At 62.8% G+C, this 23,013-nt stretch carries 24 protein-coding genes and 1 pseudogene; 15 read left to right on the forward strand and 10 right to left on the reverse strand.

Features of this window, described 5'->3' with window-relative positions; genetic code table 11:
• Positions 1 to 74: 74 nt before the first annotated feature.
• Positions 75 to 881: a sulfite exporter TauE/SafE family protein gene (locus tag GPA21_RS03345; RefSeq protein ID WP_168986797.1), complete on the forward strand. Its 807-nt coding sequence runs from the start codon at positions 75 to 77 to the stop codon at positions 879 to 881.
• 19 nt (positions 882 to 900) lie between these two features.
• Complete coding sequence (gene rhtB, locus GPA21_RS03350; RefSeq protein ID WP_168986798.1) at positions 901 to 1,518, forward strand: homoserine/homoserine lactone efflux protein; 618 nt, start codon at positions 901 to 903, stop codon at positions 1,516 to 1,518.
• Here rhtB and GPA21_RS03355 read toward each other — a convergent pair.
• From GPA21_RS03355 to GPA21_RS03370, 4 genes and pseudogenes are all read right to left on the reverse strand, one after another.
• A complete protein-coding gene (locus tag GPA21_RS03355) occupies positions 1,507 to 2,460 on the reverse strand; it encodes a metal ABC transporter substrate-binding protein (protein ID WP_339379790.1) in 954 nt (317 codons plus the stop codon). The genes rhtB and GPA21_RS03355 overlap by 12 nt on opposite strands.
• 7 nt (positions 2,461 to 2,467) lie before the next feature.
• Positions 2,468 to 3,334 (reverse strand): metal ABC transporter permease, encoded by an 867-nt coding sequence (locus GPA21_RS03360; protein ID WP_168986799.1) that lies wholly within the window; start codon positions 3,332 to 3,334, stop codon positions 2,468 to 2,470.
• Positions 3,334 to 4,008: pseudogene (locus GPA21_RS03365) on the reverse strand (metal ABC transporter ATP-binding protein); the annotation flags it as partial. The gene GPA21_RS03360 and the pseudogene GPA21_RS03365, both read right to left, overlap by 1 nt.
• 95 nt (positions 4,009 to 4,103) lie before the next feature.
• Positions 4,104 to 4,289 carry a hypothetical protein gene (locus GPA21_RS03370; protein ID WP_168986801.1) on the reverse strand — a complete coding sequence of 62 codons (186 nt, stop codon included), beginning with the start codon at positions 4,287 to 4,289 and terminating at the stop codon, positions 4,104 to 4,106.
• Positions 4,290 to 4,451: 162 nt separating this feature from the next.
• Between GPA21_RS03370 and GPA21_RS03375 the strand changes: the two genes are divergently transcribed.
• The 6 genes from GPA21_RS03375 to GPA21_RS03400 all read left to right on the forward strand — a co-directional run bounded on the left by GPA21_RS03375 (position 4,452) and on the right by GPA21_RS03400 (position 9,035).
• Complete coding sequence (locus tag GPA21_RS03375) at positions 4,452 to 5,087, forward strand: DUF2796 domain-containing protein (protein WP_246261735.1); 636 nt, start codon at positions 4,452 to 4,454, stop codon at positions 5,085 to 5,087.
• Positions 5,087 to 5,809, forward strand: coding sequence for an ABC transporter ATP-binding protein (locus GPA21_RS03380; RefSeq protein ID WP_168986803.1), 723 nt, complete (start codon positions 5,087 to 5,089; stop codon positions 5,807 to 5,809). The genes GPA21_RS03375 and GPA21_RS03380 overlap by 1 nt, the downstream gene beginning before the upstream one ends.
• Positions 5,806 to 7,068 carry an ABC transporter permease gene (locus GPA21_RS03385; RefSeq protein WP_168986804.1) on the forward strand — a complete coding sequence of 421 codons (1,263 nt, stop codon included), beginning with the start codon at positions 5,806 to 5,808 and terminating at the stop codon, positions 7,066 to 7,068. The genes GPA21_RS03380 and GPA21_RS03385 overlap by 4 nt, the downstream gene beginning before the upstream one ends.
• A gap of 1 nt (position 7,069) precedes the next feature.
• Positions 7,070 to 7,669 carry a DUF3299 domain-containing protein gene (locus tag GPA21_RS03390; protein ID WP_168986805.1) on the forward strand — a complete coding sequence of 200 codons (600 nt, stop codon included), beginning with the start codon at positions 7,070 to 7,072 and terminating at the stop codon, positions 7,667 to 7,669.
• Between the two features lie 45 nt (positions 7,670 to 7,714).
• Positions 7,715 to 8,569 (forward strand): NADPH-dependent 7-cyano-7-deazaguanine reductase QueF, encoded by an 855-nt coding sequence (queF, locus tag GPA21_RS03395; RefSeq protein ID WP_168986806.1) that lies wholly within the window; start codon positions 7,715 to 7,717, stop codon positions 8,567 to 8,569.
• A gap of 157 nt (positions 8,570 to 8,726) precedes the next feature.
• Complete coding sequence (locus GPA21_RS03400; RefSeq protein WP_168986807.1) at positions 8,727 to 9,035, forward strand: c-type cytochrome; 309 nt, start codon at positions 8,727 to 8,729, stop codon at positions 9,033 to 9,035.
• A gap of 93 nt (positions 9,036 to 9,128) precedes the next feature.
• Here the strand turns inward: GPA21_RS03400 and GPA21_RS03405 are convergent, their stop codons facing one another.
• From GPA21_RS03405 to GPA21_RS03420, 4 genes are all read right to left on the reverse strand, one after another.
• On the reverse strand, positions 9,129 to 11,294 hold the full coding sequence (locus GPA21_RS03405) for an EAL domain-containing response regulator (RefSeq protein ID WP_168986808.1): 2,166 nt from the start codon (positions 11,292 to 11,294) through the stop codon (positions 9,129 to 9,131).
• Between the two features lie 50 nt (positions 11,295 to 11,344).
• Positions 11,345 to 13,324: a sensor histidine kinase gene (locus GPA21_RS03410; protein ID WP_168986809.1), complete on the reverse strand. Its 1,980-nt coding sequence runs from the start codon at positions 13,322 to 13,324 to the stop codon at positions 11,345 to 11,347.
• 175 nt (positions 13,325 to 13,499) lie between these two features.
• Positions 13,500 to 14,636, reverse strand: a complete 1,137-nt coding sequence (locus tag GPA21_RS03415) for an EAL and HDOD domain-containing protein (RefSeq protein ID WP_168986810.1) — start codon at positions 14,634 to 14,636, stop codon at positions 13,500 to 13,502.
• A gap of 13 nt (positions 14,637 to 14,649) precedes the next feature.
• Complete coding sequence (locus GPA21_RS03420) at positions 14,650 to 15,663, reverse strand: CDP-6-deoxy-delta-3,4-glucoseen reductase (RefSeq protein ID WP_168986811.1); 1,014 nt, start codon at positions 15,661 to 15,663, stop codon at positions 14,650 to 14,652.
• A gap of 21 nt (positions 15,664 to 15,684) precedes the next feature.
• On the opposite strand from GPA21_RS03420, the gene GPA21_RS03425 reads away from it, so the two are divergent.
• The 3 genes from GPA21_RS03425 to GPA21_RS03435 are packed head-to-tail and all read left to right on the forward strand — an operon-like array spanning position 15,685 to position 18,165.
• Positions 15,685 to 16,584: an NAD(P)H-binding protein gene (locus tag GPA21_RS03425; protein ID WP_168986812.1), complete on the forward strand. Its 900-nt coding sequence runs from the start codon at positions 15,685 to 15,687 to the stop codon at positions 16,582 to 16,584.
• Positions 16,578 to 16,988 (forward strand): CopD family protein, encoded by a 411-nt coding sequence (locus tag GPA21_RS03430; protein ID WP_168986813.1) that lies wholly within the window; start codon positions 16,578 to 16,580, stop codon positions 16,986 to 16,988. The genes GPA21_RS03425 and GPA21_RS03430 overlap by 7 nt, the downstream gene beginning before the upstream one ends.
• Positions 16,989 to 17,004: 16 nt before the next feature.
• Positions 17,005 to 18,165: a THUMP domain-containing class I SAM-dependent RNA methyltransferase gene (locus tag GPA21_RS03435; RefSeq protein WP_168986814.1), complete on the forward strand. Its 1,161-nt coding sequence runs from the start codon at positions 17,005 to 17,007 to the stop codon at positions 18,163 to 18,165.
• Positions 18,166 to 18,206: 41 nt separating this feature from the next.
• On the opposite strand, the gene GPA21_RS03440 is transcribed toward GPA21_RS03435, so the two are convergent.
• Together GPA21_RS03440 and GPA21_RS03445 are read right to left on the reverse strand one after the other, a co-directional pair.
• The gene (locus tag GPA21_RS03440) at positions 18,207 to 19,340 is read right to left on the reverse strand and encodes a PilT/PilU family type 4a pilus ATPase (RefSeq protein ID WP_168986815.1); all 1,134 of its coding nucleotides are present in this window, start codon (positions 19,338 to 19,340) and stop codon (positions 18,207 to 18,209) included.
• An 89-nt stretch (positions 19,341 to 19,429) separates the two neighbouring features.
• Complete coding sequence (locus GPA21_RS03445) at positions 19,430 to 20,473, reverse strand: type IV pilus twitching motility protein PilT (protein WP_168986816.1); 1,044 nt, start codon at positions 20,471 to 20,473, stop codon at positions 19,430 to 19,432.
• A gap of 102 nt (positions 20,474 to 20,575) precedes the next feature.
• On the opposite strand from GPA21_RS03445, the gene GPA21_RS03450 reads away from it, so the two are divergent.
• The 4 genes from GPA21_RS03450 to GPA21_RS03465 are packed head-to-tail and all read left to right on the forward strand — an operon-like array spanning position 20,576 to position 23,011.
• On the forward strand, positions 20,576 to 21,280 hold the full coding sequence (locus tag GPA21_RS03450) for a YggS family pyridoxal phosphate-dependent enzyme (protein ID WP_168986817.1): 705 nt from the start codon (positions 20,576 to 20,578) through the stop codon (positions 21,278 to 21,280).
• A gap of 5 nt (positions 21,281 to 21,285) precedes the next feature.
• Complete coding sequence (gene proC, locus GPA21_RS03455; RefSeq protein ID WP_168986831.1) at positions 21,286 to 22,098, forward strand: pyrroline-5-carboxylate reductase; 813 nt, start codon at positions 21,286 to 21,288, stop codon at positions 22,096 to 22,098.
• A 20-nt stretch (positions 22,099 to 22,118) separates the two neighbouring features.
• Entirely contained in the window at positions 22,119 to 22,703 is a 585-nt protein-coding gene (locus GPA21_RS03460) for a YggT family protein (protein WP_168986818.1), read from the forward strand.
• Complete coding sequence (locus tag GPA21_RS03465; protein ID WP_168986819.1) at positions 22,703 to 23,011, forward strand: DUF167 domain-containing protein; 309 nt, start codon at positions 22,703 to 22,705, stop codon at positions 23,009 to 23,011. The genes GPA21_RS03460 and GPA21_RS03465 overlap by 1 nt, the downstream gene beginning before the upstream one ends.
• Positions 23,012 to 23,013 lie beyond the last annotated feature (2 nt).

Consider the following 23,013-nt stretch of genomic DNA (forward strand, 5'->3'; position numbering starts at 1 on the left):
GAAAGTGAGGCGCGTGGATTCGCGCCTCTCTTTTTTTCGTCATCCCGTATGACGTCTTTTCTCACGGTCCGCAGATGTTCTTCGATCCCTGGTGGTTCAGCTACCTGTTTCTGGGTGCTTTCGTCGGATTCTTCGCCGGCCTCCTCGGCGTGGGCGGCGGCGGCATCATGGTGCCGGTGCTCACCACCCTGTTCGTGATGCAGGGTTTTCCGATGGACAAGGTGGTTCACCTCGCGCTCGGCACCTCCATGGCCGCCATTGTGCTGACCTCCTTCGCCAGCCTGCGTGCCCACCATCGTCATGGCGCGGTGCGCTGGGACATAGTGCGTACGATCACCCCCGGCATCCTGGTGGGCACCTTCGGCGCGACCTTCATCGCCTCGCGGGTGCCGTCCGAGCCGCTGGCGGTGTTTTTCGCGTGCTTCATGGCCTACGTCTCGGTCCAGATGCTGCTCAACGTCAAGCCCAAGCCCAGTCGCGACCTGCCCGGTCCGGTGGGTATGACTGCGGTCGGCTCCGGTATCGGCGGCGTATCGGCGCTGGTGGCGATTGGCGGCGGTTCGCTGTCGGTGCCTTTCATGACCTGGTGCAACGTCAAGGTGCACAACGCCATTGGTACCTCGGCGGCGATCGGGCTGCCGATCGCGATTGCTGGAACCGTGGGCTATCTGGTGAACGGCTGGTCGGCCGAAGGCATGCCGGACTTCAGTTTCGGTTTCGTCAACCTGCCGGCCTTCGTGCTGCTCAGCGTTGCGAGTGTCTACACTGCGCCACTCGGCGCCCGGCTCGCGCACAAGCTGCCGGTGACGACCCTGAAAAAAGTGTTCGCAGGCCTGCTTGTCGCACTGTGCCTGAAAATGCTCCACACGGTCTTCTTCTGAACGAACGAGAGCCTTCCCAATGACCTGGAACATGTGGCTGGCCTTTCTGGTGGCTTCGGTGGTGATTTCGGTAACGCCGGGGCCCGGTGCGGTGCTGAGCATCGCCACCGGAATGCGGCACGGCTATTCGAATGCGCTGCGAGCGATCTCGGGCCTGCAGACCGCCCTGCTCATCCATCTGAGCATCGTCGCGCTCGGTCTCGGCGCGGTGCTCGCCGCCTCCGACATGGCGTTTCTCGCGCTGAAGATTGCCGGCGCGCTCTATCTCGTATGGTTGGGGATTCAGAAATGGCGGGCGCCGGTCGAGGAGATTGACGAGAATGCCCTGCCGTCGCGAAAGGGCCGAGGCTTTTATCTGCAAGGTGTGCTGGTGAACCTCACCAACCCCAAGGGGCTGGTCTTCATCGTCGCCTTCGTGCCGCAGTTCGTCATGCCGTCGCAGCCACAGCTGCCTCAGTTCCTGATCATCGGCCTGACTATGGTCGGGGTCGATCTGATCGTGATGTCCGGCTATGCGCTGCTGGCCGGGCGCTGCAGCGCGTGGTTTCACAGCCCGAACATGATCGGGATGCAGAACCGCGTGTTCGGCGGTCTGTTCGTTTCGGCCGGGGCGCTGCTGGCGGCCTCATCGCGCTGATTCGGCGGCGGGCATGCTGCCGAGTCCGTCCATGATCGCGGCGAGATTGGCGCGCATCATCTCAATGTAGGTCGGCGCGTCGCCGTCGGGACCTGAAAGCGCGTCGGAGTGGAGGGTGGCGCCGACCCGCGCACCACCTTCGCGGGCGATGCGATCGATCAGGCGCGGATCAGCGATGTTCTCGACGAATACCACCGGTACGTTCTCGCGGCGAAGCTGCCGGATGAGCCGAGCGATTCCAGCGGCCGACGGTTCGGATTCGTAACTGATGCCGGCTGCGGCAATCACCTTCAGGCCGTAGGCCTGGCCGAAGTAGCCAAAGGCGTCGTGAGAGGTGACCAGTTTGCGCCGATTGGCAGGAAGGGTAGACAACGTGCTGCGGATCTCGGCGTCGAGCGCAGCCAGTGCCACGTCGTAGCGCGCGAGCCGGGCCTGATAATCGGGTGCGCCATCAGGATCCGCCGTCTGAAGGGCTTCGGCAATGTTGCGCGCGTAGATCCGCACGTTCGAGACGTTCTGCCAGGCGTGAGGGTCGAGTGGGCCGTGGTCGTGCTCATGGCCATGGTGATGTCCGTGATGCCCGCTGTCCTCCAGCGCCTCGATGCCATCGCTGGCGATGACGATTTCACCTGCGTGGCCGGCAGAGCGCGCGAGCCGCTCAATCCAGGCGTCGAAGCCCAGGCCATTGGCGACCACCACATCCGCACGCTGCAACACGCGTGCGTCCGACGGGCGGGGCTGGAAGCCGTGTGCGTCCTGGTCCGCTCCGATGATGCTGGTGACCTCGACCCGCTCGCCGCCGACCTCGCGCACGATGTCGGCGAGAATGCTGAAACTGGCGACCACTTGCAGTGTCGCGGCGTGGGCCGAGATCGGCAGGAGTGCTGTGAGAAGGGCGAGCAGCGCGCGCCGGATGCGGGTGAGGTGGGGCGTCATGTTCATGTTGGGACTAGTACTCGAGGTGCGGACGACGGTATAGGCGTGGCCCGATCAAGCCACCGGGCGCGAGGATTAGCGACAACACATAAGCGATGCCTGCGGCCAGCACAATGGCCGGGCCGGCCGGCACGTCGGCGTGAAACGAGGTCAGCAAACCGGCCGCGCCGCTGGCCAGCGCGATGATTACGGACGAGGCAATCATGGTCGGCAGGCGGGTCGCCCACAATCTCGCGGCGGCTGCCGGCAGGATCATGATACCCACCGCCATCAGGGTGCCGAGGGTGTGAAATCCGCTGACCAGATTGAGCACCACGAGGATCAGAAACCCATAGTGCGCGACCGGGCTGAGCCGGCTTACCCCGCGCAGAAAACCGGGGTCGAAGCATTCCAGCACCAACGGGCGGTAGAGCAGGGCGAGTGCGAACAGGGTCAGCGTGGTGATCGAGGCGATCAGAAGCAGGGAAGCATCGTCGAGCGCGAGTACCGATCCGAACAGCACATGCAGCAGATCCAGGTTGCGTCCGCGCAGCGACACGATGAGCACGCCGGCGGCGAGTGACATCAGGTAGAACGCGGCAAGGCTGGCGTCTTCCTTGAGGATCGAGGCGCGTGCGACCAGTCCGGCGGCCATCGCGACAATGATGCCGGCGACGATACCGCCGATGGTCATCGCCCCCAGCGATAAACCGAAGGCGAGATAGCCGAGCGCGGCGCCGGGCAGGATCGCGTGCGACATCGCGTCGCCCATGAGACTCATGCGACGGAGCAGGAGGAAAAGCCCGATCGGGGTCGCACCGAGCGCGAGTGCGAGCGAGCCCGCGAGCGCGCGACGCATGAACTCGAATTCCAGAAAGGGCGCGACGAAGAACTCGAACATCAGACTGGCGTCTCGTCCGGGTGCCGGTGGCAAACCGGTGCGTCTTCCTCGAACTGCTCTGCCAGTACCCGGGCGCGTGCGAGATTGGCTGACGTCAACACCTCGGCGGTCGGACCGAAGGCGATCAGCTCCCGCGCGATCAGCAGGCATTCCGGGAAATAACGCCCGACTCGCTCCAGATCGTGTAGCACGGCCAGGACCGTACGACCCTCTGCATGCCAGTTGGCGATGAGGGAAAGCAAGTCGTCGGTGGTGCGTGAATCGATGGCGTTGAACGGTTCGTCGAGCAGCAGCAGACGGCAGTCCTGAAGCATCATCCGGGCAAACCGGGCCCGCTGCAGTTGCCCGCCGGAGAGCTTGCCGATCTGTCTCTGTTCGAAACCGGCGAGGCCGACCTTGGCCAGGGTGTGATGCACCCTTTCGATGTCCTGCCGGCGCAGCCCACCAAAGCCGCCCACGCGCCTCCACAGTCCCATCGCGACCATGTCGAAGACGCTCACCGGGAAGCTGTGGTCGATGTCGCTGATCTGCGGCAGGTAGGCAATCTCGTCGGCGGGTATGCCCAGTTCGAACCCGCCCTGCAGAGGGAGGGTCTCGCCCACCAGACCCTTGAGCAGAGTCGATTTGCCGGCGCCATTGGGGCCGACCACCGCGAGCAGGGCGCCGGGGCGGATTTCACCGCTGAGGTGATGCACCGCAGGATGACGGTCGTAGCCGAGTGTGAGGTTTCGGAAGCGGATCACGGGTTCGGACATGGCAGCTTGCGGAGTCAGAGCGCCCAGGCGATGCACGCCCAGAGAATGGCCGCGGCGACCGCCGCGACCGCGAGGCGGGGCAGCACTCCGCTGCTCATCAGCGTGAATCCGATGACACCATGCCGCGGGTGTGTGTGTTCATGCCTGTGCCCGGCTGCCTGTTCATCGGCAGGGTGTTCGTGCGAGACGGAATGATTCACTTTTCGTGTTTGTGTTCGCCAATGCAACATTGTAGCATTTTGCTTTGCAGCAGATCGGCTTGGCCTGTGCGAAAGATGCGGGCCGTTGTCCGGTCGGTTGTCGATCGATCGATTCGAGCGCTCCGACGGGAGCCGACCTCAAAGACGATTCTGGAGAAGCCAATGAGAAGCCCTGTCCTGCCCTTTCCCCGTATGACCGCCCTGGCGGTGTGTGCCGCGTTCGCCTCGCCGCTTGCCGCCCATGACCACGGCCATAGCCACAGCCACGATCATGGCAGCCATCAGCATGGCGCGCATGAACACGGCGTGGCCGATTTGCGCGTGGCACTCGACGATGGCACCCTGCTGGTGGAGTTCGACAGCCCCATGGACAACATCGTCGGCTTCGAGCACGCGCCGCGAACCGAAGCCCAGAAGCAGGCCCTGGCCGACGCAGAAGCCCGCTTGCGCGACTTTGCTTCGCTGTTTTCGGTGCCCGGTGCGGCCGGGTGCGTGATTGCGGAAGTGCAGCTCGAATCGCCGTACTCCGAGACCCACGATCACGACCACGACCACGACCACGACCACGACCACGACCACGACCACGACCACGATCACGATCACGATCACGATCACGCGCATGCCGACCTCTACGTGGTGTATCAGCTCGAATGTGCAAACCCCTCGGCACTCGACGCCATCGAGGTCGGTCTGTCCGAGGCCTTCCCCAGAATCCACACGATTCGTGTAGAGACCGCGACGCCGTCCGGGCAGGGTGCGACAAGACTCGACCGCAGCGGGAGCCGGATTCCACTTTGATGGATGACGATACGAACACCCGTGAGGCTTCGGCGATCGCCATAGCGGACCTGACTTTCGCGTGGCCGGGCGCTGGCGGAGTTTGCCTGGACGTGCCCGATTTCAAGGTGAGCCGGGGCGAACGGGTGTTCATGCACGGACCGAGCGGCAGCGGCAAGTCCACGCTGCTGTCGCTGGTGGCCGGGGTGCTCGAGCCCGGCGCTGGGCGCATTGTCGTACTGGGCCAGGATCTTGCGGCTCTTTCCGCGCGGGCACGGGACCGCTACCGCGCGGCCAACATCGGCTTCGTGTTTCAGATGTTCAATCTTGTGCCGTATCTCACTGCGCTCGACAACATCCTGTTGCCGTGTCGCTTCTCGTGCGAGCGGGTGTCCCGGCTCGAGGTGCCGGCCCCGGCCGAGGCGCGTCGTCTCGCCGAACGGCTCGACCTGGAAGCTGGCTTGCTCGACCGGCCTGCTTCAGAACTCTCGGTCGGTCAGCAGCAGCGGGTAGCGGCGGCCAGGGCATTGATCGGGCGACCTGGTCTGGTCATCGCGGATGAGCCGACCTCGGCGCTGGATGCCGACCGCCAGCAACGCTTTCTCGATCTGTTGCTCGCAGAATGCGATGCCGCCGGTACGACGCTGCTGTTCGTCAGTCATGACCATCGCCTGAGCAGGCGCTTCGAACGTCTGGTTGAGTTGCGGGATATCAATCATGTCGGGAGGAGGGCACCCGGATGAGCGTGCTCTTGCATCTCACTCTGCGCAGCATCGCCAATCGGCGCCTGACCGTTTCGCTGACGGCGCTCGCGATTGCGTTGGCAGTGGCGATGCTGCTGGGCGTCGAGCGTCTGCGCCATGACGCGCGCGAGGGCTTTGCACAAACCATCTCCGGCACCGATCTCATCGTCGGGGCCCGCAGTGGCGCGGTACAGCTGCTGCTGTATTCGGTGTTCCACATCGGGGATGCGACCAATAACGTGTCCTGGCACAGCATCGAGGCGATTGCCGAGCATCCTCAGGTCGAATGGCTGGTGCCGATCTCGCTGGGCGACTCCCACCGTGGGTTCCGTGTCGTCGGTACCAGTGCCGAGTTCTTCGAGCGCTATCGCTACGGCCGTGGTCGCGAGATCGGGTTCGCCGAGGGTCGTCCCTTCTCCGACTTGTTCGATACCGTAGTCGGAGCCGAAGTCGCCGCGCGGTTCGGCTACCGGGTCGGGCAGTCCATCGTCGTGAGCCACGGTGCGGGCGAGGTGGCCTTTGCGGACCATGATGACCGACCCTTCACCATTGTCGGCATTCTCGAGCGTACCGGCACCCCGGTGGACCGCTCGGTTTTCGTCAGCCTCGAAGCGATCGAGGCGATTCATGTCGACTGGGTGGGCGGTGCGCGTATTCCTGGTGTGAGTATCCCGACCGAGCAGCTCCACCGTTTCGATTTGCGTCCGAAGGCAGTGACCGCGGCGCTCGTGGGGCTGAATTCGCGGGTTGCGGTGTTTCGTGTGCAGCGCTTCGTCAACACCTACCCTGACGAACCCCTCATGGCCATTTTGCCAGGCGCGACGCTACAGCAATTGTGGTCGGTGATCGGTGTGGTGGAGCGCGCACTGCTCGCGGTGTCGGCGATCGTCGTGCTCGTCGGCCTGGCCGGACTGGTCGCGGTGGTCATCGCCAGTCTCGGGGAACGCAGACGGGAGTTGGCCATCTTAAGAGCCATGGGGGCGTCTCCCGCTCATGTGTTCGGTCTCCTCGCACTGGAGAGCGCGTTGATCGGCCTGATCGGTTGTGGCGTTGGCTTCGCGATGGTGCAATCCGGTGCGTTGCTGGTCGGGCCCTGGCTGGAGGCGCGTCATGGTTTGCTGTTGAGCGCCGGCTGGCCCAGTCACGGTGAATGGATGCTGTTGGGAGCCGTCATGAGTGCGGCCTTCGTTGCCAGTCTGGTTCCGGGTTTCAGGGCTTACCGGTATTCTCTCGCCGACGGAATGTCGGTCAGGATCTGAAATGCTTATGCAGAGATGGCGTGCCCTGGTCTGGGCGTGTGTGTTGGGCTTGTTGTCCGCTGCCGCCTGGGCGCAACAAGGTGGCGACTTCGAGATCGGTGATCGCCTCGAAACCCAGGGGATCGGCGAGATCGACGGCTTCCGCTCGGTCACCTGGGATGATCTCATTCCTCCGGACTGGTTGCCCGAGGAGTTGTTCTCCGATTTGTTTGACGACGACGAGTTCGCCGAGCTGGACGATTACGACCCTCGGGCCGTCGAGCTCATGGAGAAGATTCTTGCGCTGTGGAGCGAGGCGCCGGTCGTCGAGCGACTCGACGGCCAGCGTCTGCGTATTCCCGGTTTTGTCGTGCCGCTCGAGGGCGACGGCGAGTACATCTACGAGTTTCTGCTGGTGCCATACTTCGGGGCCTGTATCCATGTGCCGCCGCCGCCGGCCAACCAGTTGATCCACGTGATGCCCGACAAGCCCATCCCGGCGCGCTGGAACATGTTGCCGGTGTGGGTCAATGGCGTGATCATGGTGTCGCGCTTCGATTCCGACATGGGCTCGGCTGGCTACCAGATGCGCGGCATGCAGGTCGAGGAATACGAACAGTGATCACCGCAGCGCGCTGTCAGGGCGTGCGCGGTTAGAATGCGCGCCATGAGCCAGACGCAAAACATCGACGCCCTGCATCCGGAAGCTTCGCCGCTGGGCAAGCCGGTCAGTTACCGCAACGAGTACGCACCGCAGTTGCTGTTTCCGATTTCCCGCCAGATCAAGCGCGACGAACTCGGCGTGCGCGCCGACACGCTGCCTTTCGTCGGTGTCGATCTCTGGAACGCTTACGAGATTTCGTGGCTGAATCCTCGTGGCAAACCGGTGGTCGCCCTCGGTGAGTTTGCGGTACCGGCCGACTCACCGTGCCTGATCGAGTCCAAGTCGCTCAAGCTCTATCTCAACTCTTTCAACCAGAGCCGCTTCGCGAGTGTCGCGGAGGTTTGCGAACTGATCGCACGGGACCTGTCTGTCGCTGCCGGAAGCACGGTGGGGGTCGAACTGCGTTCGTTGTCGGATGAGCCGCAGCGTCATTTCGGTGTGCCAGAGGGCGTGCTGCTCGACACGCTGGACATCGATATCGATTCGTATCGACCGGAGCCTGGCCTGCTCGTACTCGAGAATGGGGGTGGCGAGGTCACGGAGACCCTCTACTCGCACTTGCTGAAGTCGAACTGCCTCGTTACCGGACAACCGGACTGGGGCACGGTTGTCGTGCGCTACCAGGGGGCGCGCATCGACCCGGCCGGTCTATTGAGATACGTGGTCTCGTTTCGCAATCATGACGAGTTCCATGAGCAGTGCGTCGAGCGTATCTTCTGCGACATCCGCGAGCGTTGCCGGCCGAGTCACCTTGCCGTTTGGGCGCGCTATACTCGTAGAGGGGGATTGGACATCAATCCTTTCCGAAGCGATGGGTATTTCGAGGCGCCAGGCAACATTTTCGAGGTTCGACAATGACGCGCAGCGTTTCGTGTCAACTCGCAGGCTGTGGTCTGCGTTTTCCTCGTGTAGCCCTGTGAGGCCGGAGCGACGTTGTACAATACGCTCCGCTTTGTATCAGTGTCTGCGAGAACCCTCGTATTCCTTTTTCACAACCACCATCGAGAGGAAGAACATGAAAGTATTCGTCACCGCCGCCGTGGCTCTCGGCGTACTCACCGTCGCTCCCGCATTTGCGTCGCAGGAACTGGCTGCGGCCAAGAACTGCATGGCCTGTCATGCGGTTGACCGCCAGCTGGTCGGTCCGTCCTACCAGGCAGTCGCCGAAAAGCGCGGCGGTGAGGAAAACGCGGTCGCCTATCTGGCCGAGAAGATCCAGAAGGGTGGTTCCGGTGTGTATGGCCCGGTTCCGATGCCGCCCAACCCGCAGGTGAGCGACGAAGAGGCAGTCACGCTCGCTGAATGGGTGCTGAGCTTCAAGTAATCGTTGCGGTGTTTCGCACGATAAAGCCGGTGGTGACACCGGCTTTTTCTTTGATTCAAACCCGCGACGAGTTGTCGGGGGCAGAGTAGCCACTCAGACTGCTCTTGGCGTCGAGCCGATCAACGACAGCGCTTCGTCCGCTTTGAGTGGGCAGCCGAAGAAGAAACCCTGCATGACGTCGCATCCCAGGGCGCGCAGTGTTCGAGCTTGTTGGGCATGTTCCACGCCCTCGGCGATGATCTGCATGCCGAAGCCCTTGGCGATGCCGGTGATTGCGGAAATGATGGGGTTGGTCATCAAGCCGTCAAGATCGCGAACAAAGCTGCGATCGATTTTCAATACGCTGACCGGTAGTTTCTGCAGATACGCTAGGGCAGAGTAGCCGGTGCCGAAGTCGTCGATTGCCACACCGATTCCGGCCTGACGAAGTTCCCTCACTTTTGCTGCGACGCCGACAGTGTCCTGCATCATCATGCTTTCGGTGATTTCAAGCTCGAGCTTGCTCGCGGGTATGCGGTAGTGCCCGATGCAGTTCGTGACCATCTCCACGATGTTCTCGCGATCGAAATCGTGCGGTGCCAGATTCAGGGACATCTTGAGCTCGTCGAAACCGGCTGCTCGCCAGTCGGCGAGTTGCTGACACGCGGTCTCCAGCACCCAACGGCTGATGTCGCCGATCATGCCGACCTCTTCGGCGACCGGAATGAAGGTGTCCGGCCCCACTACGCCTTTGTCCGGATGGTTCCAGCGCAACAGCGCCTCGACCCCCACCACGCGCTGGCGCGACAGGCTGATCTGCGGTTGGTAGTAGAGCTCGAACTGATTCCTGTCGAGGGCGCTACGGAGGTCGTTCTCTATCTCGATTCGTTCCTGGTGATGGGCGTTGAGCTCCGGAGCGAAGAAGCGGAAGTTGTTCTTGCCGCAGCGCTTGACCTGATACATGGCCAGATCGGCGTGCTGGGTCAAAGCCTCGGCGCTCTCCCCGTCCCGTGGATAGAGCGCGATGCCGACGCTTGCTGTTGCCCGGAACTCGCCATGGTCGAGCTGGAAGGGCTCCTCCAGCGCCCAGAGAATCTTGCGCGCGATGATCTCGGCGTCTTCCGCGTCTGCAATATCTGGCAGCAATACGGTGAATTCGTCGCCCCCGAGTCGTGCCAGCGTGTCGCCCCGTCGCAGACTCGACGAAAGGCGCGATGCGATTCCGCGGAGCAGACTGTCTCCGGACGCATGGCCATAGGTGTCGTTGACGAGCTTGAAGCGGTCCACATCGATGAACATCACTGCGAGCGTGCCGTTCTTGCGTTGGGCCTGGGCAATCGCCAGTTCTAGCCGGTCCCTGAACAGGATCCGGTTCGGCAGGCGGGTAAGCTGGTCGTGGTACGCCTGAAAGCTGATGATCTCTTCAGCACGTTTGCGTTCGGAGATGTCGCGTGCGACGCCGTAGAGACCTACATACCGTCCAGCCGGATCATCCCGGTTACGCATCGGGATGCCCTGGAGTGAGACGGTAATATGGCCGGGCATGTTCCCTGACTGCGCGCGGCGCAGCCGCAACTCCTGGCTGAAGCCTGGCGTACGCCCGCTCTGCTGCGTCTTCAGCAGATTGTGCACCCGCTCGACGTCTTCCGGCATGATGAGCGAGACGAAGGGGCGGCGGATGAGCTGCCTGCGCTCATGTCCGAGCAGGTCTTCGATGCGGGGATTGATGTAGCTGAAACGACCTTCGGCATCGAGCGTGAAGATGAGATCGGGCGAGCTCTCGACGAGATACCGGTGCAGACGTTCCGAGGCTCGCAGCTTCTCGCTCATGACCCGGTTCGCGCGCTCGAGCGCGGTCTTGTGAAGCGCACTCTGGACTGCGCGCTGGAGCTGCGCGACATGGTAGGGCTTGCGCACGAAGTCATCCGCGCCGCGGCGCAGCGCACCGATTGCAGCGTCGATTGCGTCCTCGCCGCTGATCATGATGACCGCTTCTTCCCGGTCTGCGCTGCCCAGCCAGTCAAGCACGGCGAGACCTGTGCCGTCAGGTAGTCTGTAGTCGAGCAGGATGAGGTCGTAGGGTTTGACGCTCAGAAACTCGATAGCCTCTGCCACACTGCCGCAGAGGTCGAAGCTGCGCCCTTCCTGGACCAGGATGTGCGGGACACTTCTTCGCAGCGCCACGTCGTCGTCGACGACTAGAATTCGGGAGATGGTCTCCGGATTCGGTTCCGTGTCGGTCTGCGGTTGGTAGAAAGGCTTTTCGCCAGGTATGACCATGCTCCCTCGAGACCCAATGCCGATCTGGGGTAATGCAAACCTCGCGTAATTTAACTTGATTCCACCGCAGGTACAAGTAATTGAAAGCTGGTACCCGAACCGGGGTGACTACGACAAAGCATGGAGGCGTTCCATTTGCCCAGTAGCTCGCCGACGATGGACAGGCCCAGCCCTTGGTGCGTGCCGCCTTTGCCGCTGGTGGCCGGAGTGAGCAACTGATCAAACCGTTCGGCCGGAAGCCCTGGGCCATTATCTATGACGCGAATCTCGATGCAGCGAATGCCATTAACCAGAACGAAACCGGGCAGAACCACCGAGAACCGTTTGCCTGGTTGAAGCGCCTCGGCGGCATTGCGCCACAGGTTGATCATGACCTGTTTGAGCACCGATTCGGGCATCGCGGCCAGCGTCACGGCACCGCTGGAGCGGAGCTCGAAGTGGATGCCTCGTCGACCGAAGAGGGATTCGGCGTACAGTGCCTGCATGTCGCGCACGAGTTGGGTGACGTCGCAACGAGGTGCCTCGTTGACTTCCAGTGCGGGTTGTCCGATCTGCCGCAGCAAGGCGCCCAGACGATCGAGTTCGTCCTGCAGTAGCCTGACTTCATCATTGAGCGTACCAGCCTCGGGGTGACGTTCAGGCATGACAGATAGGTAACTTTTCAGCACCGTCAGCGGGTTGTTCGCTTCATGCACGATCTTGCGTGCATGCTGCTCGAACCGTTGTTGGAGTTCTGCGCGAATGCGGGCCTGAAGCCGAGCTTGATGCTGGAGTTCAAGGCAGGCGTTGGCGGCCTCCGAAGCAAGCTCGATGCACAGGCGGCAGATGTCGGAGCCGGTGTCGGTCTGGGAGTCGCTGCCGATGACGGCGACCGCCCGGTGGGACTCGAGTCGTAAAGGCACACACACGATACCGTCACGCTGCAACCAGCGGGCGACGTGCCAGTCACTGACTGCGCGCCCGGGGCGTCCGCGCAGTTCGAACCGTGAGGTTGGCGTGCTGTTGCGGAGCGCGAGCGCGATGATGCTTGTTTCGTGATCGACGTGCTGATCGAGTTCGTCGAAGTATTCCCGCAGGGCCGGCCGACCGCCGAGTTCCAGCATGCGCAGGTGATCGTTCTCGTCGGCGTAGATGATGAGCGGAGTGCCCGCGTGACACAGCAGGCGCAAGGCAATCGTGAATCGTTCATCGAGAGCACCGTGCGATAAGCCGCGGAATGCGACCCGGATCCAGCCGCGCAGCGCGGAGAATTGCAGGGTGTTGCTGCGGGTGGTTGTCTTCGCGAGCGGTCCGGCTTGCGGTGCGGACGGGAGGTCGGAGGTGGGTGTGGTTTGCGATGATTCGATGCCGGATTCGGCAGGCATGGCCTCGCTTCCGCCCCCGGGTGTCGCATCGGGACGATCTGCCGCCGCATTCGGCACTCCACGGTCGGCCAGGGCCTCCCATAGCAGGCCGACAAGCGGATGCGCGCCCTCGCGCTGCTCGGCCATCGCTTCGCAGAACAGATAAGCGTCGACCAAAGGGGCGGCGACGCCACAACCCGAAGCCAGCGCGGCCAATGTTTCCGCTCGTTGCGCCGGACTCATTTGCCCCGAGGGACGGTCGGGTGGCAGAAGCAGTTCCGGCAATACATGCCAGAGGCCCGAGAGATAGGCTTCATCCGGGTAGTCATACGCTCGCTCGTAGGCAAGCTGACGTGCCCTTTCGGCAACCTCGAGCGCCCGTGAGTGGCATTCCCGCGCCTGATCGGCATGACTGCAGCAACGGTCAATCTCGGTGAGCAGCCAGACCTGCATGAGTTCAGGGCCGAGGCGGCGGAGGCGTTCCGATGCCTCGTCGGCCAGGTTGGCAGCGAGTCGCTCGCCCTCGAGGGGGAGGGCGCAGAGAAGCCTGTGAAGCAAACCGGGTGTGCGCACGATCTCGGCGGCCATGCGGTCCCAGTCGGGCGTCGGCGCGTCGAGAAGCCCGAACAGTGTCTGAAACTGTTCGGGTGGTGTTGCGAAACGAATCGGCCCCCGGGGGTCGAACAAGGCGCTCTCCAGTATTGCTGCACGGTTCGGAATACGAGGACCGATTTTAGGCAGACTGGATGCGGCGCGAGCGTGACCGATTGCGCGCACCAAGGGGTTTGCGAAGATCGAGTTGGGTCCGAGTGTGAAATATTCGCGCCCGCGAGGACCGTCGAAGGCGTCCATGGGCTTGACGTCAGGCCTGGAGGCTGTCGGCGAATGAAAGCGAAGCGAGCAATGCGTGGTTCACCTTGGCGGCATCGAGCTGCAGTTCTTCGATCTGTTTGAGCAGAGCCCCGGGATCGAAGCTCTCCGTCGCTTTAGCGAGTCTCAGGAATGGCGAGAACTCGCCTTCTTCGTGGAGCAAGGCGTCGGCGACGCTCTCCGGAAGGCTCATTTCATCAAGCACCGTCTGCATCGATGTGCCGAGCAGGTTCGGTAGCAGCGAGAAGGCGCCGGTGATGAAAAGATTGTCGATTTCGGACTTGGGAAAGAAGGCTGCGCCGAGCTGTTCCATGAAGCGACCGCGAGCGATCGAAGTCTGCATCATCGCCTGCGCAGCCGGATCACGGCTTGCGGTGACCAGCAACAAGGACAGCCATTTGTTGAGGTTGCTGTAGCCCAGTATGGTGACCGCGTGCCGGAATGACTGGATCTCGCACATCAGGCCAAAGCCAGCCGAGTTGATGTAGCGCAGCAGCTTGTAGGAGATCGCGACATCCTGCTTGAGCAGTGCTTCGATGTCGGAAATGTCTGCATTGTTGCGCACCAGGCTGATCAGTCGCACCAGCTGTGCGTGCCCAGGCGACAAAGCCTTGGGTTCCGGGTTGCCTTGCAGGAAGAACCAGCCCGAGGCGCCTTCGTAGCCGTTGCCGACTGCACGCTGGAAAGCATCGACACTGTCGAGGCCCCAGGCGAGCGGGATGCCGGGCGAGCCGGCAGGTATCTGCAGTTTGCGCGCGTCCATCAGCACGAAGCGCCAATCTGCGTCCAGCGGCAACTCGGTGCCGGGTTTGAACCAGCTGAGGCAGGTGCTGATGCCGTTGTCACGCAGCAGTGGCAGTAAATCAAGCGTTTGAGGCCGGGCCAACGCCTGTGCGGGAATCTCGATCATCGCGTTGTCGGCCACTTGCCAATCTAGCAATTCGACCGTGGGCACCAGCCGTGCGAGGGAGATGAAGACCGGATGATGAGTGGGCCAGACTTCGTGCAAGCCGTTCAGGGCTTCGACCACCGCGCCGATGTTCGGGCCGTGTGCGATGAGGCGATTGGCGGTGATTGCCCGCTTCTTGTTGACGACGGGTTCGCGGGTGAAGATGACCGGCTGGCTCATGGGTGTCGGGCGCTCATGTCGAGTAGGTGAAGACGTCGGCGAAGAAGGCGTCATCGGACAGGCCGCATTGTGTGACGAAGTCCGATCGCGCCGCATCTATCATGGCCGGTGCGCCGCAGGCATAGACCTCGTGACCGGAAAGATCGGGCAGGTCTTGCATCACGGCGTGGTGAACGAGTCCGCAGCGACCGGTCCAGGCATCGTCCTCGGTGGGCTCGGAGAGCACCGGAACATACTTGAAGCCGGCCAGTTTTTCAGTCCAGCTCTGGGCCAGCGCGTCCATGTACAGTCCTTCGCGGTTGCGCGCCCCCCAGTAAAGCGTCATTGGGCGCGAAAGGCCGGTTGCGATGGCGTGCTCGATGATGCCTTTCATCGGCGCGAAGCCGGTGCCGCCGGCGACGAGCACGATCGGCCGGCCGCTGTCCTCCCGCAGGAAGAAGGTACCGAGCGGTCCCTCGATGCGAAGGATGTCGCGGGGTTTCATCGATTCGAACACATGGTCGGTGAAAAGGCCACCCCCAACCCTGCGGACATGCAACTCCAGTTCTCCCTCTTGATGAGGCGCATTCGCGATCGAGAAACTGCGCCGCTTGCCGTCTGCAAGCAGGAAATCGATGTATTGGCCGGCACGGAACCTGAACTGTTCGCTGGCAGGCAGCTTGAGTCGCAACACCATGACGTCGGAGGCGACCTTCTCGAGCGAGATGAGGCGGCTTGGCATCTTGCGCGCAGCAATGTCGCCGATCCGCCCGAGCGTGCGCACGTTCAGCACCAGGTCGGATCTTGGGTGCGCCTGACACAATAGCGCGTAACCCTGGGCTCGCTCGTCCTCGCTCAGCGCGCCATCCGAAATCTTGCCGGGTTCCACCGAGCCGCTGAGAACCTGTGCCTTGCACGCGCCGCAGGCGCCGTCACGACAACCGTAGGGGAAGAGCAGGCCTGCGGCGAGCGCGGCCTCGAGCACGGTCTGGGTGGCATCGGCTTCGAAGTGCTGCCCGCCGGGTTGGGTGGAAATCTGGAACTGCATGGGCCGTGAGATAATCCGTCGATGAAAAACGTTCTGATCGTGGGAAGCGGCGATGTGGCTGAGCGCGCGCTGCCCTGGCTGGTTAAACGGTTCAGGGTTGTCGCCCTGGTGCGTGATCCCGAGCGGGCGCAGGCGCTTCGCGCGCTCGGGGCGCGAGCGATTCGAGGCGATCTCGACGATCGCCGCAGCCTGCGTCGGTTGGCAGGCATCGCGGACCTGGTGCTTCATTTCGCCCCGCCCCCCGCGCATGGCGCCACAGACCGCCGCACGGCCGCACTCACCGCCGCGCTCGCGACTCGGCGGAGTCTACCACAGCGCATCGTATACATAAGCACGACAGGGGTTTACGGCGACTGCGGCGGGGCTTGGGTGGACGAAACCTGGCCATGTCGCGCAGGTACCGCGCGGGCGCGTCGTCGGGTGGATGCCGAGCGTAGGTTGCGTCGCTTGAATCGTACGGGCGGTCCCACGGTCAGCATCCTGCGCGCCCCTGGCATATATGCCGGCAACCGGCTCCCGGTGGCACGGCTTGAGCGGGGCGATCCGGTCTTGCGTCCGGAGGAGGATGTCCATACCAACCATATCCATGCCGACGACCTCGCCAGGCTCGCCTGCCTCGCGCTGTTCAGGGGACGGCCGTGCCGGGCCTATAATGCGGTCGATGCGAGCGATATGAAGATGGGCGACTACTTTGATTTCGCTGCGGACTTGTTCGGCATGGAACGGCCGCCCCGACTGACGCGCGTGGAGCTCAAGAGCGCCTTGTCGCCGATGGCGCTGTCCTTCATGTCCGAATCACGCCGCCTGCGCGGCGAACGTATTCTGCGCGAGTTCCGCGTGACACTGCGTTACCCCACCGTCAAAGAGGGACTTGCAGCTGCCCTCGAGTCAAGTCAAGAAGGAGATTTCACCCGATGCTGACCGTCAAGGCCCTGCACATCATCCTCGTCGTGAGCTGGTTCGCTGGACTGTTCTACCTGCCCCGCATTTTCGTCAATCATGCGATGGTCGAGGACACCGCAACCAAGGAGCGGTTGGCGATGATGGAACGAAAGCTCTACGGTTTCGTGACGCCGATCGGCATTCTCGCGGTAAGTCTGGGTCTGTGGCTCTGGCTGGGCTACGGTTTCGCCGGGGGCTGGCTTCACGTCAAGACCACGCTGGTGATCTTTCTGATCGCCTATCACCTTTACTGTGGCAAGCTGATGCGTGACTTCGCCGCTGGCCGCAATACCCGCAGCCATGTGTGGTACCGGGTGTTCAACGAGGTTCCGGTCGTGGTGCTCATTGCGGTGGTATTCCTCACCGTGCTGAAGCCTTTCTGAACAAGGGGCCAGCGTGATGAGCGAGTTTTTTTTCGCCCCCTGTCCGCGGGGGCTCGAGCCCGCGCTGGTCGAGGAGCTCACGGCGCTCGGGGTGCGCGAGCTGGAACCGACGCATGGTGGTGTCGGCTTTTCCGGCGACTGGACTGACTGCTATCGCGCCAATCTCGAAAGCCGTATCGCGACGCGGGTGTTGTGGCGGGTTGCGCAAGGGCGCTACCGGGCCGAAGAAGATATTTATCGGCTTGCCTACGGCGTCACCTGGGCCAAATGGTTCACTGCCGACGACACGATCCGGATTCATGTCACTGCGCGTCAGTCTGCGCTGAAGAGTCTCGAGTTCATCACCTTGCGCATCAAGGATGCGGTGTGCGACCACTTCCGGACGGTTATTGGAAAGCGCCCGAGCGTCGATACCGCGAATCCCGCGGTGCGCATTCATGCCTTTCTGACTCGCGACTCGGTTGCGCTATACATAGACACCTCGGGAGAGCCGCTTTACAAGCGCGGGTTCAAGCAGGCTGCGGTGGAGGCCCCGCTCAAGGAGAACCTCGCAGCCGGCATTCTGCGTCTGACCGGATGGCAGCCGGACGAAGCCCTGGTTGACCCGATGTGCGGTAGCGGGACCTTTCTCATCGAGGCGGCGCAAATTGCCCTCGATGTGGCGCCTGGTCTTGGCCGGCGCTTTGCTTTCGAACGCCTTCGCCTGTTCGACCGTGCCGTCTGGGCGAAGCTGCGAACACAGGCCGAAAAGCGTCGCAAGCCGGTGGTCGAGCTGCCGATTCACGGTGCCGACATTGTCGGCGATCAGTTGCGACGGGCAAGGGTGAACCTGGAGGCTGCCGGTCTTGCAGAGTGCGTGCAGTTGCAGCGCTCCGATTTTCTCGACCTCACTGCGCCGGCAGGCGAGGGCGTGCTGGTGACAAACCCGCCATACGGTGTGCGGATCGGCGAGGCGGAAGCGCTGGCCGAGGCCTACCCCGGGTGGGGTGACGCGCTCAAGCGCAACTGGGCGGGCTGGCGTTGCTACCTCCTCACAGCGGATACCATGTTGCCCAAGCGCATTGGGCTCAAGGCCAGCAGGCGCACCCCGCTTTTCAATGGCGCGCTGGAGTGCCGGCTTTACGAGTTCCGGATGTTCGCAGGCAGCATGCGCAAGCCCGCAGGAGAGTCGGACTGAGCGATGTGATCCGGGCTGCGCGCGCGCAGCCCGGATGTCGATCAGACGATGTCCAGGTTCTCGGTGCCGGCGGCGAAGTCCTTCTCGCCGTGGCGGCTGTGCAGCTTGATCTGCAGGCGCAGGTCGTTCACTGAATCTGCGTTGCGCAGGGCGTCCTCGTAGCTGATGAGCTCGTCTTCGTAGAGCTGGAACAGACTCTGGTCGAAGGTCTGCATGCCGAGCTCGGTCGAGCGTTTCATGACTTCCTTGATGCCCGGGACCTCGCCCTTGAAGATCAGGTCGGAGATCAATGGCGAGTTGAGCATGACCTCGACCGCCGGTACTCGCCCCTTGCGGTCCTTGAGCGGCATGAGACGCTGCGAGATCATCGCACGCACGTTCAGCGACAAGTCCATCAGCAGTTGTTGACGTCGCTCTTCGGGGAAGAAGTTGATGATCCGGTCGAGCGCCTGGTTGGTGCTGTTGGCGTGCAAGGTGGCAAGACAGAGGTGGCCGGTTTCGGCGAAGGCGATTGCATAGTCCATGGTCTCGCGGTCGCGGATTTCGCCCATCAGGATGACGTCGGGGGCTTGTCGCAGGGTGTTCTTGAGCGCGATCTCCCAGCCGTCGGTGTCGATGCCGATCTCGCGCTGGGTGACGATGCAGTTCTTGTGTTGATGGACGAACTCGATCGGGTCTTCGACGGTGATGATGTGACCGTGCGAGTGCTCATTGCGGAAGTCGACCATCGCAGCAAGCGAGGTCGTCTTGCCGGTGCCAGTGCCGCCGACGAAGATCACCAGGCCGCGCTTGGTCATCGCAATGTCCTTGAGCACTGCAGGCAGGCCGAGTTCGTCGAAGCTGGGGATTCGTTGCGGGATCGTGCGCAGGACGAGACCCACCCGTCCCTGCTGAATGTAGGCATTGGCGCGAAAGCGGCCGATGCCGGCAGGGGAGATGGCGAAGTTGCACTCCTTGGTCGACTCGAACTCGGCGGCCTGGCGATCGTTCATGACCGCGCGCGCGAGATCGGCAGTATGCGCTGGCGTGAGCACCTGGTTGGACTGCGGCACGATCTTGCCGTCGATCTTGATTGCGGGCGGGAAGCCCGAACTGATGAAAAGGTCCGAACCGTTCTTCTGCACCATCAGCCTGAGCAGATCGTGCATGAACTTGAGAGCCTGGTCGCGTTCCATTTGCTATCTCCAGCGGAGCGGTCGTGTGCCGACGGAACGGGCGGTGGAGTGGCTCACCACAGAATCCGTCCGAGTCGGTGCCGTCGGTATCAACCGATGAAATTGTCCTTGTTCTGCGCGCGCATGCGCGCCTCGCTCGCCGAGACGACGTTGCGCCTGACGAGGTCGGCGAGGCACTGGTCGAGAGTCTGCATCCCCAGTTGCTGGCCGGTCTGAATCGCCGAGTACATCTGCGCGACCTTGTTTTCACGGATCAGGTTGCGGATTGCCGGGGTGCCGATCATGATCTCGTGCGCTGCCACCCGTCCGGCACCGTCCTTGGTCTTCAGCAGTGTCTGGGCGATGACTGCACGAAGTGACTCCGACAACATGGCTCGTACCATGTCCTTCTCTTCGGCCGGGAAGACGTCGATGATACGGTCGATCGTCTTGGCCGCTGACGAGGTGTGAAGCGTGCCGAACACGAGGTGACCGGTTTCCGCACCGGTCAGTGCGAGACGAATGGTCTCGAGGTCGCGCATCTCGCCGACCAGAATCACGTCCGGGTCTTCGCGCAAGGCGGAGCGAAGTGCATTGTTGAACGACAACGTGTCGCGATGCACCTCTCGCTGGTTGATCAGGCAGCGCTTTGAAGTGTGGACGAATTCGATCGGATCCTCGATGGTGAGGATGTGCGAGTACTGGTTCTCGTTGATGTAGTCGACCATCGCCGCAAGCGTGGTGGACTTGCCCGAGCCGGTCGGACCGGTGACCAGAACGATGCCGCGTGGCTGCTCGGAGATCTCCTTGAAGATCTTCGGTGCGTTGAGCTCTTCGAGCGTCAGCACCTTTGAGGGAATGGTCCGGAACACTGCCGAGGCGCCACGGTTCTGGTTGAACGCATTGACGCGAAAGCGGGCAAGGTTGGGAATCTCGAACGAGAAATCGCATTCGAGAACCTCCTCGAACTGCTTGCGCTGCGAGTCGTTCATGATGTCGTACACCATGCCGTGTACGTCCTTGTGCTCCATCGGCGGCAAGTTGATGCGCCTGACATCGCCGTGGACCCGGATCATGGGTGGAAGGCCGGAAGAAAGATGAAGATCGGAGGCCTTGTTCTTGACGGAAAACGCGAGTAGTTCGGTAATGTCCATGAGGTCTCGCCAGACTCTGGGAAAGGGTGGGTGGCTGTCCATGGCGGGTGCCGGCGCGTTACCATACCGGTCCGTCTGGTTCGTCACCCCGTCTGACACTATATGACATCAATACAGGCCAACTTGCAAGCCGTAAAGTCACGCCTGGCACGTGCTCTGCATGATTCCGGACGCGCGCCGGACGATGCCGTGCTCATGGCGGTCAGCAAAACCTGGCCAGCGCAGTGCGTGAGGGAGGCCGCGGCCGCGGGCCAGCGGGTTTTCGGGGAAAACTATGTTCAGGAAGGCGTGGCCAAGATCGCCGATGTGGCACTGCCGGAACTCGAGTGGCATTTCATCGGCCCCTTGCAGAGCAACAAGACACGGCTGGTTGCCGAACACTTCGACTGGGTGCACTCGATCGAGCGGTTGAAGATCGCCCAGCGCCTGTCCGATCAGCGAGGCGAAGCCCGCCCGCCGTTGCAGGTGTGCGTGCAGGTCAATGTCAGTGGCGAGCAGAGCAAGAGCGGCATCGAGCCGGCGCATTGCTTGGAGCTGGCGCAGGCGGTGGCACGTCTGCCCGGGCTGCGACTGCGCGGGCTGATGTGCATCCCCGAGCCGGTGGATGACCCGGTGCGCCAGCGGGCGCGTTTTGCGATGTTGCGTGAGCTGCGCGACGAACTGGTGCGCGGTGGCCTGACACTGGATACCTTGTCGATGGGGATGTCGGATGATCTGGAGCTAGCGATCGCCGAGGGCAGTACGATGATAAGAGTGGGTAGTGCGATTTTCGGCGCACGCAACAACAGCGGAGCACAGGGCGAATGAACAAGGTGAGAATCAGTTTCCTCGGCGGTGGCAACATGGCCAGCGCCCTGATTGGCGGCCTGATCGATCGAGGTGCCGATGCGTCGGCGATACAGGCAGTCGATTTGCTGCCGGAGAGTTGTGCGCGACTGGCCGAGCGCTTCGGCGTGCGCGCGGTCACCGCGATCGACGAGGCTTTCGTCGACTGCGACCTGCTTGTGCTGTCGGTGAAGCCGCAGCAGATGAGGGAGGCGATCGCGCCACTGTCGGGAAAGTTGTCAGGCCAGCTGGTGGTGAGCATCGCTGCCGGACTGCGTCTGGATGATCTCGCCCGCTGGCTGGGTGGTTACCGTCGGTTGGTCCGTTGCATGCCGAACACCCCGGCGCTGATTGGGGCGGGCGTGTCTGGTCTGTATGCCGACCCGTCGGTGGATGCACGCGGGCGTGACGCTGCGGAGTCGATCATGAAGGCGGTTGGCTCGGTTGTATGGGTCGAGCATGAGCCGTTGATCGATGCGGTGACTGCGGTCTCGGGCAGTGGTCCGGCGTATGTTTTCCACTTCATCGAGGCGCTCGAAGCGGGTGGTCGCTCGCTTGGCTTTGACGAGGCTACCGCACGCCGACTGGCGATCGACACGATGCTCGGCTCGGCCCGACTCGCCGCTGCTTCCGATGAACCGCCCGGCGTGTTGCGCGAGCGAGTGACGTCGAAGGGGGGAACTACCGAGGCCGCGCTGGCGAGCATGGCGCAATCCGGGGTCTTCGAAGCCATCGTGCGCGCGATTGCGGCGGCCGAGGCACGTGGCCGCGAACTCGGCGATGCCCTCGGGCGAGACTGACCGACTACGAGGAGTTCGCCATGCTTGGCAATATCGTTCTGCTGCTGCTCAATTTCGCTTTCGGCTTCATCACGCTGTTGCTTCTCGCGCGGTTCTTCATGCAGTGGCAGCGGGTGTCTTTTCGCAACCAGATCGGGCAGTTCGTCGTCACGACCACCGACTGGATCGTGCGCCCGCTACGTCGTGCGATACCCGGTCTGTTCGGGCTCGATCTTGCGAGCCTGTTGCCGGCGTGGGCGTTCCAGACGGCGCACGTCTTCATCGAATTGTCGCTGCGCGGCGCGAGTTTCGATACCGGCCCGGGCAGTCTGCTGCTCGGGTTGTGGGGGCTTGGCCTGATCGAGCTGATGCGAATGGCGATCTATCTGCTGTTTGCGATCATTCTGGTGTCGGCCCTCCTGTCGTGGGTGAGTCCGCATTCGCCTATGGCGCCCCTGTTCCGTGGGTTGGCCGATCCGTTCCTGCGCCCGATCCGACGGGTCCTGCCGCTGATTGCGAATATCGACCTTTCCCCGCTGGTCTTTCTGTTGTTTCTGCAGATCCTGCTCATCGTGGTTGGCGGCTTGCGTGGCAGTTTCATGCCCTTGTTGTTCGCCGGGGCCTGATGAGCGGCAAGCCGCCGCCGTGGCTGGTCGATGACGGGGGCGGTGTTGTCCGACTTGCCGTGCATGTGCAACCTGGCGCCAAACGCACCGAAGTGGTCGGCGAGTACGACGGCTGCCTGCGCATCCGGCTTGCGGCGCCGCCGGTCGATGGCAAGGCGAATGCAGCGCTGTGCGCATTCGTCGCCAAACGCCTCGGGGTGTCGCTGCGTGCCGTCGAGATCGTGGCTGGCCATAGTTCACGCCGGAAGCGCCTGAGCCTTGATGGTGCTCCGGAGGACGTTGAGGCCCGTTTGCTCGCAAAAGGCTGAGC

The sequence above is a fragment of the Azoarcus taiwanensis genome, assembly GCF_012910885.1.
Taxonomy (GTDB): Bacteria; Pseudomonadota; Gammaproteobacteria; order Burkholderiales; family Rhodocyclaceae; genus Azoarcus_F; species Azoarcus_F taiwanensis.

Excerpts from the sequence above, each read along its gene's own strand:
- GPA21_RS03345 (WP_168986797.1), top strand. The coding sequence starts at position 75 with ATGTTCTTCGATCCCTGGTGGTTCAGCTACCTGTTTCTGGGTGCTTTC.
- rhtB (WP_168986798.1), top strand. The coding sequence starts at position 901 with ATGACCTGGAACATGTGGCTGGCCTTTCTGGTGGCTTCGGTGGTGATT.
- GPA21_RS03355 (WP_339379790.1), bottom strand. The coding sequence starts at position 2,460 with ATGAACATGACGCCCCACCTCACCCGCATCCGGCGCGCGCTGCTCGCC.
- GPA21_RS03360 (WP_168986799.1), bottom strand. The coding sequence starts at position 3,334 with ATGTTCGAGTTCTTCGTCGCGCCCTTTCTGGAATTCGAGTTCATGCGT.
- GPA21_RS03375 (WP_246261735.1), top strand. The coding sequence starts at position 4,452 with ATGAGAAGCCCTGTCCTGCCCTTTCCCCGTATGACCGCCCTGGCGGTG.
- GPA21_RS03380 (WP_168986803.1), top strand. The coding sequence starts at position 5,087 with ATGGATGACGATACGAACACCCGTGAGGCTTCGGCGATCGCCATAGCG.
- GPA21_RS03385 (WP_168986804.1), top strand. The coding sequence starts at position 5,806 with ATGAGCGTGCTCTTGCATCTCACTCTGCGCAGCATCGCCAATCGGCGC.
- GPA21_RS03390 (WP_168986805.1), top strand. The coding sequence starts at position 7,070 with ATGCTTATGCAGAGATGGCGTGCCCTGGTCTGGGCGTGTGTGTTGGGC.
- queF (WP_168986806.1), top strand. The coding sequence starts at position 7,715 with ATGAGCCAGACGCAAAACATCGACGCCCTGCATCCGGAAGCTTCGCCG.
- GPA21_RS03400 (WP_168986807.1), top strand. The coding sequence starts at position 8,727 with ATGAAAGTATTCGTCACCGCCGCCGTGGCTCTCGGCGTACTCACCGTC.
- GPA21_RS03405 (WP_168986808.1), bottom strand. The coding sequence starts at position 11,294 with ATGGTCATACCTGGCGAAAAGCCTTTCTACCAACCGCAGACCGACACG.
- GPA21_RS03415 (WP_168986810.1), bottom strand. The coding sequence starts at position 14,636 with ATGAGCCAGCCGGTCATCTTCACCCGCGAACCCGTCGTCAACAAGAAG.
- GPA21_RS03420 (WP_168986811.1), bottom strand. The coding sequence starts at position 15,663 with ATGCAGTTCCAGATTTCCACCCAACCCGGCGGGCAGCACTTCGAAGCC.
- GPA21_RS03425 (WP_168986812.1), top strand. The coding sequence starts at position 15,685 with ATGAAAAACGTTCTGATCGTGGGAAGCGGCGATGTGGCTGAGCGCGCG.
- GPA21_RS03430 (WP_168986813.1), top strand. The coding sequence starts at position 16,578 with ATGCTGACCGTCAAGGCCCTGCACATCATCCTCGTCGTGAGCTGGTTC.
- GPA21_RS03435 (WP_168986814.1), top strand. The coding sequence starts at position 17,005 with ATGAGCGAGTTTTTTTTCGCCCCCTGTCCGCGGGGGCTCGAGCCCGCG.
- GPA21_RS03440 (WP_168986815.1), bottom strand. The coding sequence starts at position 19,340 with ATGGAACGCGACCAGGCTCTCAAGTTCATGCACGATCTGCTCAGGCTG.
- GPA21_RS03445 (WP_168986816.1), bottom strand. The coding sequence starts at position 20,473 with ATGGACATTACCGAACTACTCGCGTTTTCCGTCAAGAACAAGGCCTCC.
- GPA21_RS03450 (WP_168986817.1), top strand. The coding sequence starts at position 20,576 with ATGACATCAATACAGGCCAACTTGCAAGCCGTAAAGTCACGCCTGGCA.
- GPA21_RS03460 (WP_168986818.1), top strand. The coding sequence starts at position 22,119 with ATGCTTGGCAATATCGTTCTGCTGCTGCTCAATTTCGCTTTCGGCTTC.
- GPA21_RS03465 (WP_168986819.1), top strand. The coding sequence starts at position 22,703 with ATGAGCGGCAAGCCGCCGCCGTGGCTGGTCGATGACGGGGGCGGTGTT.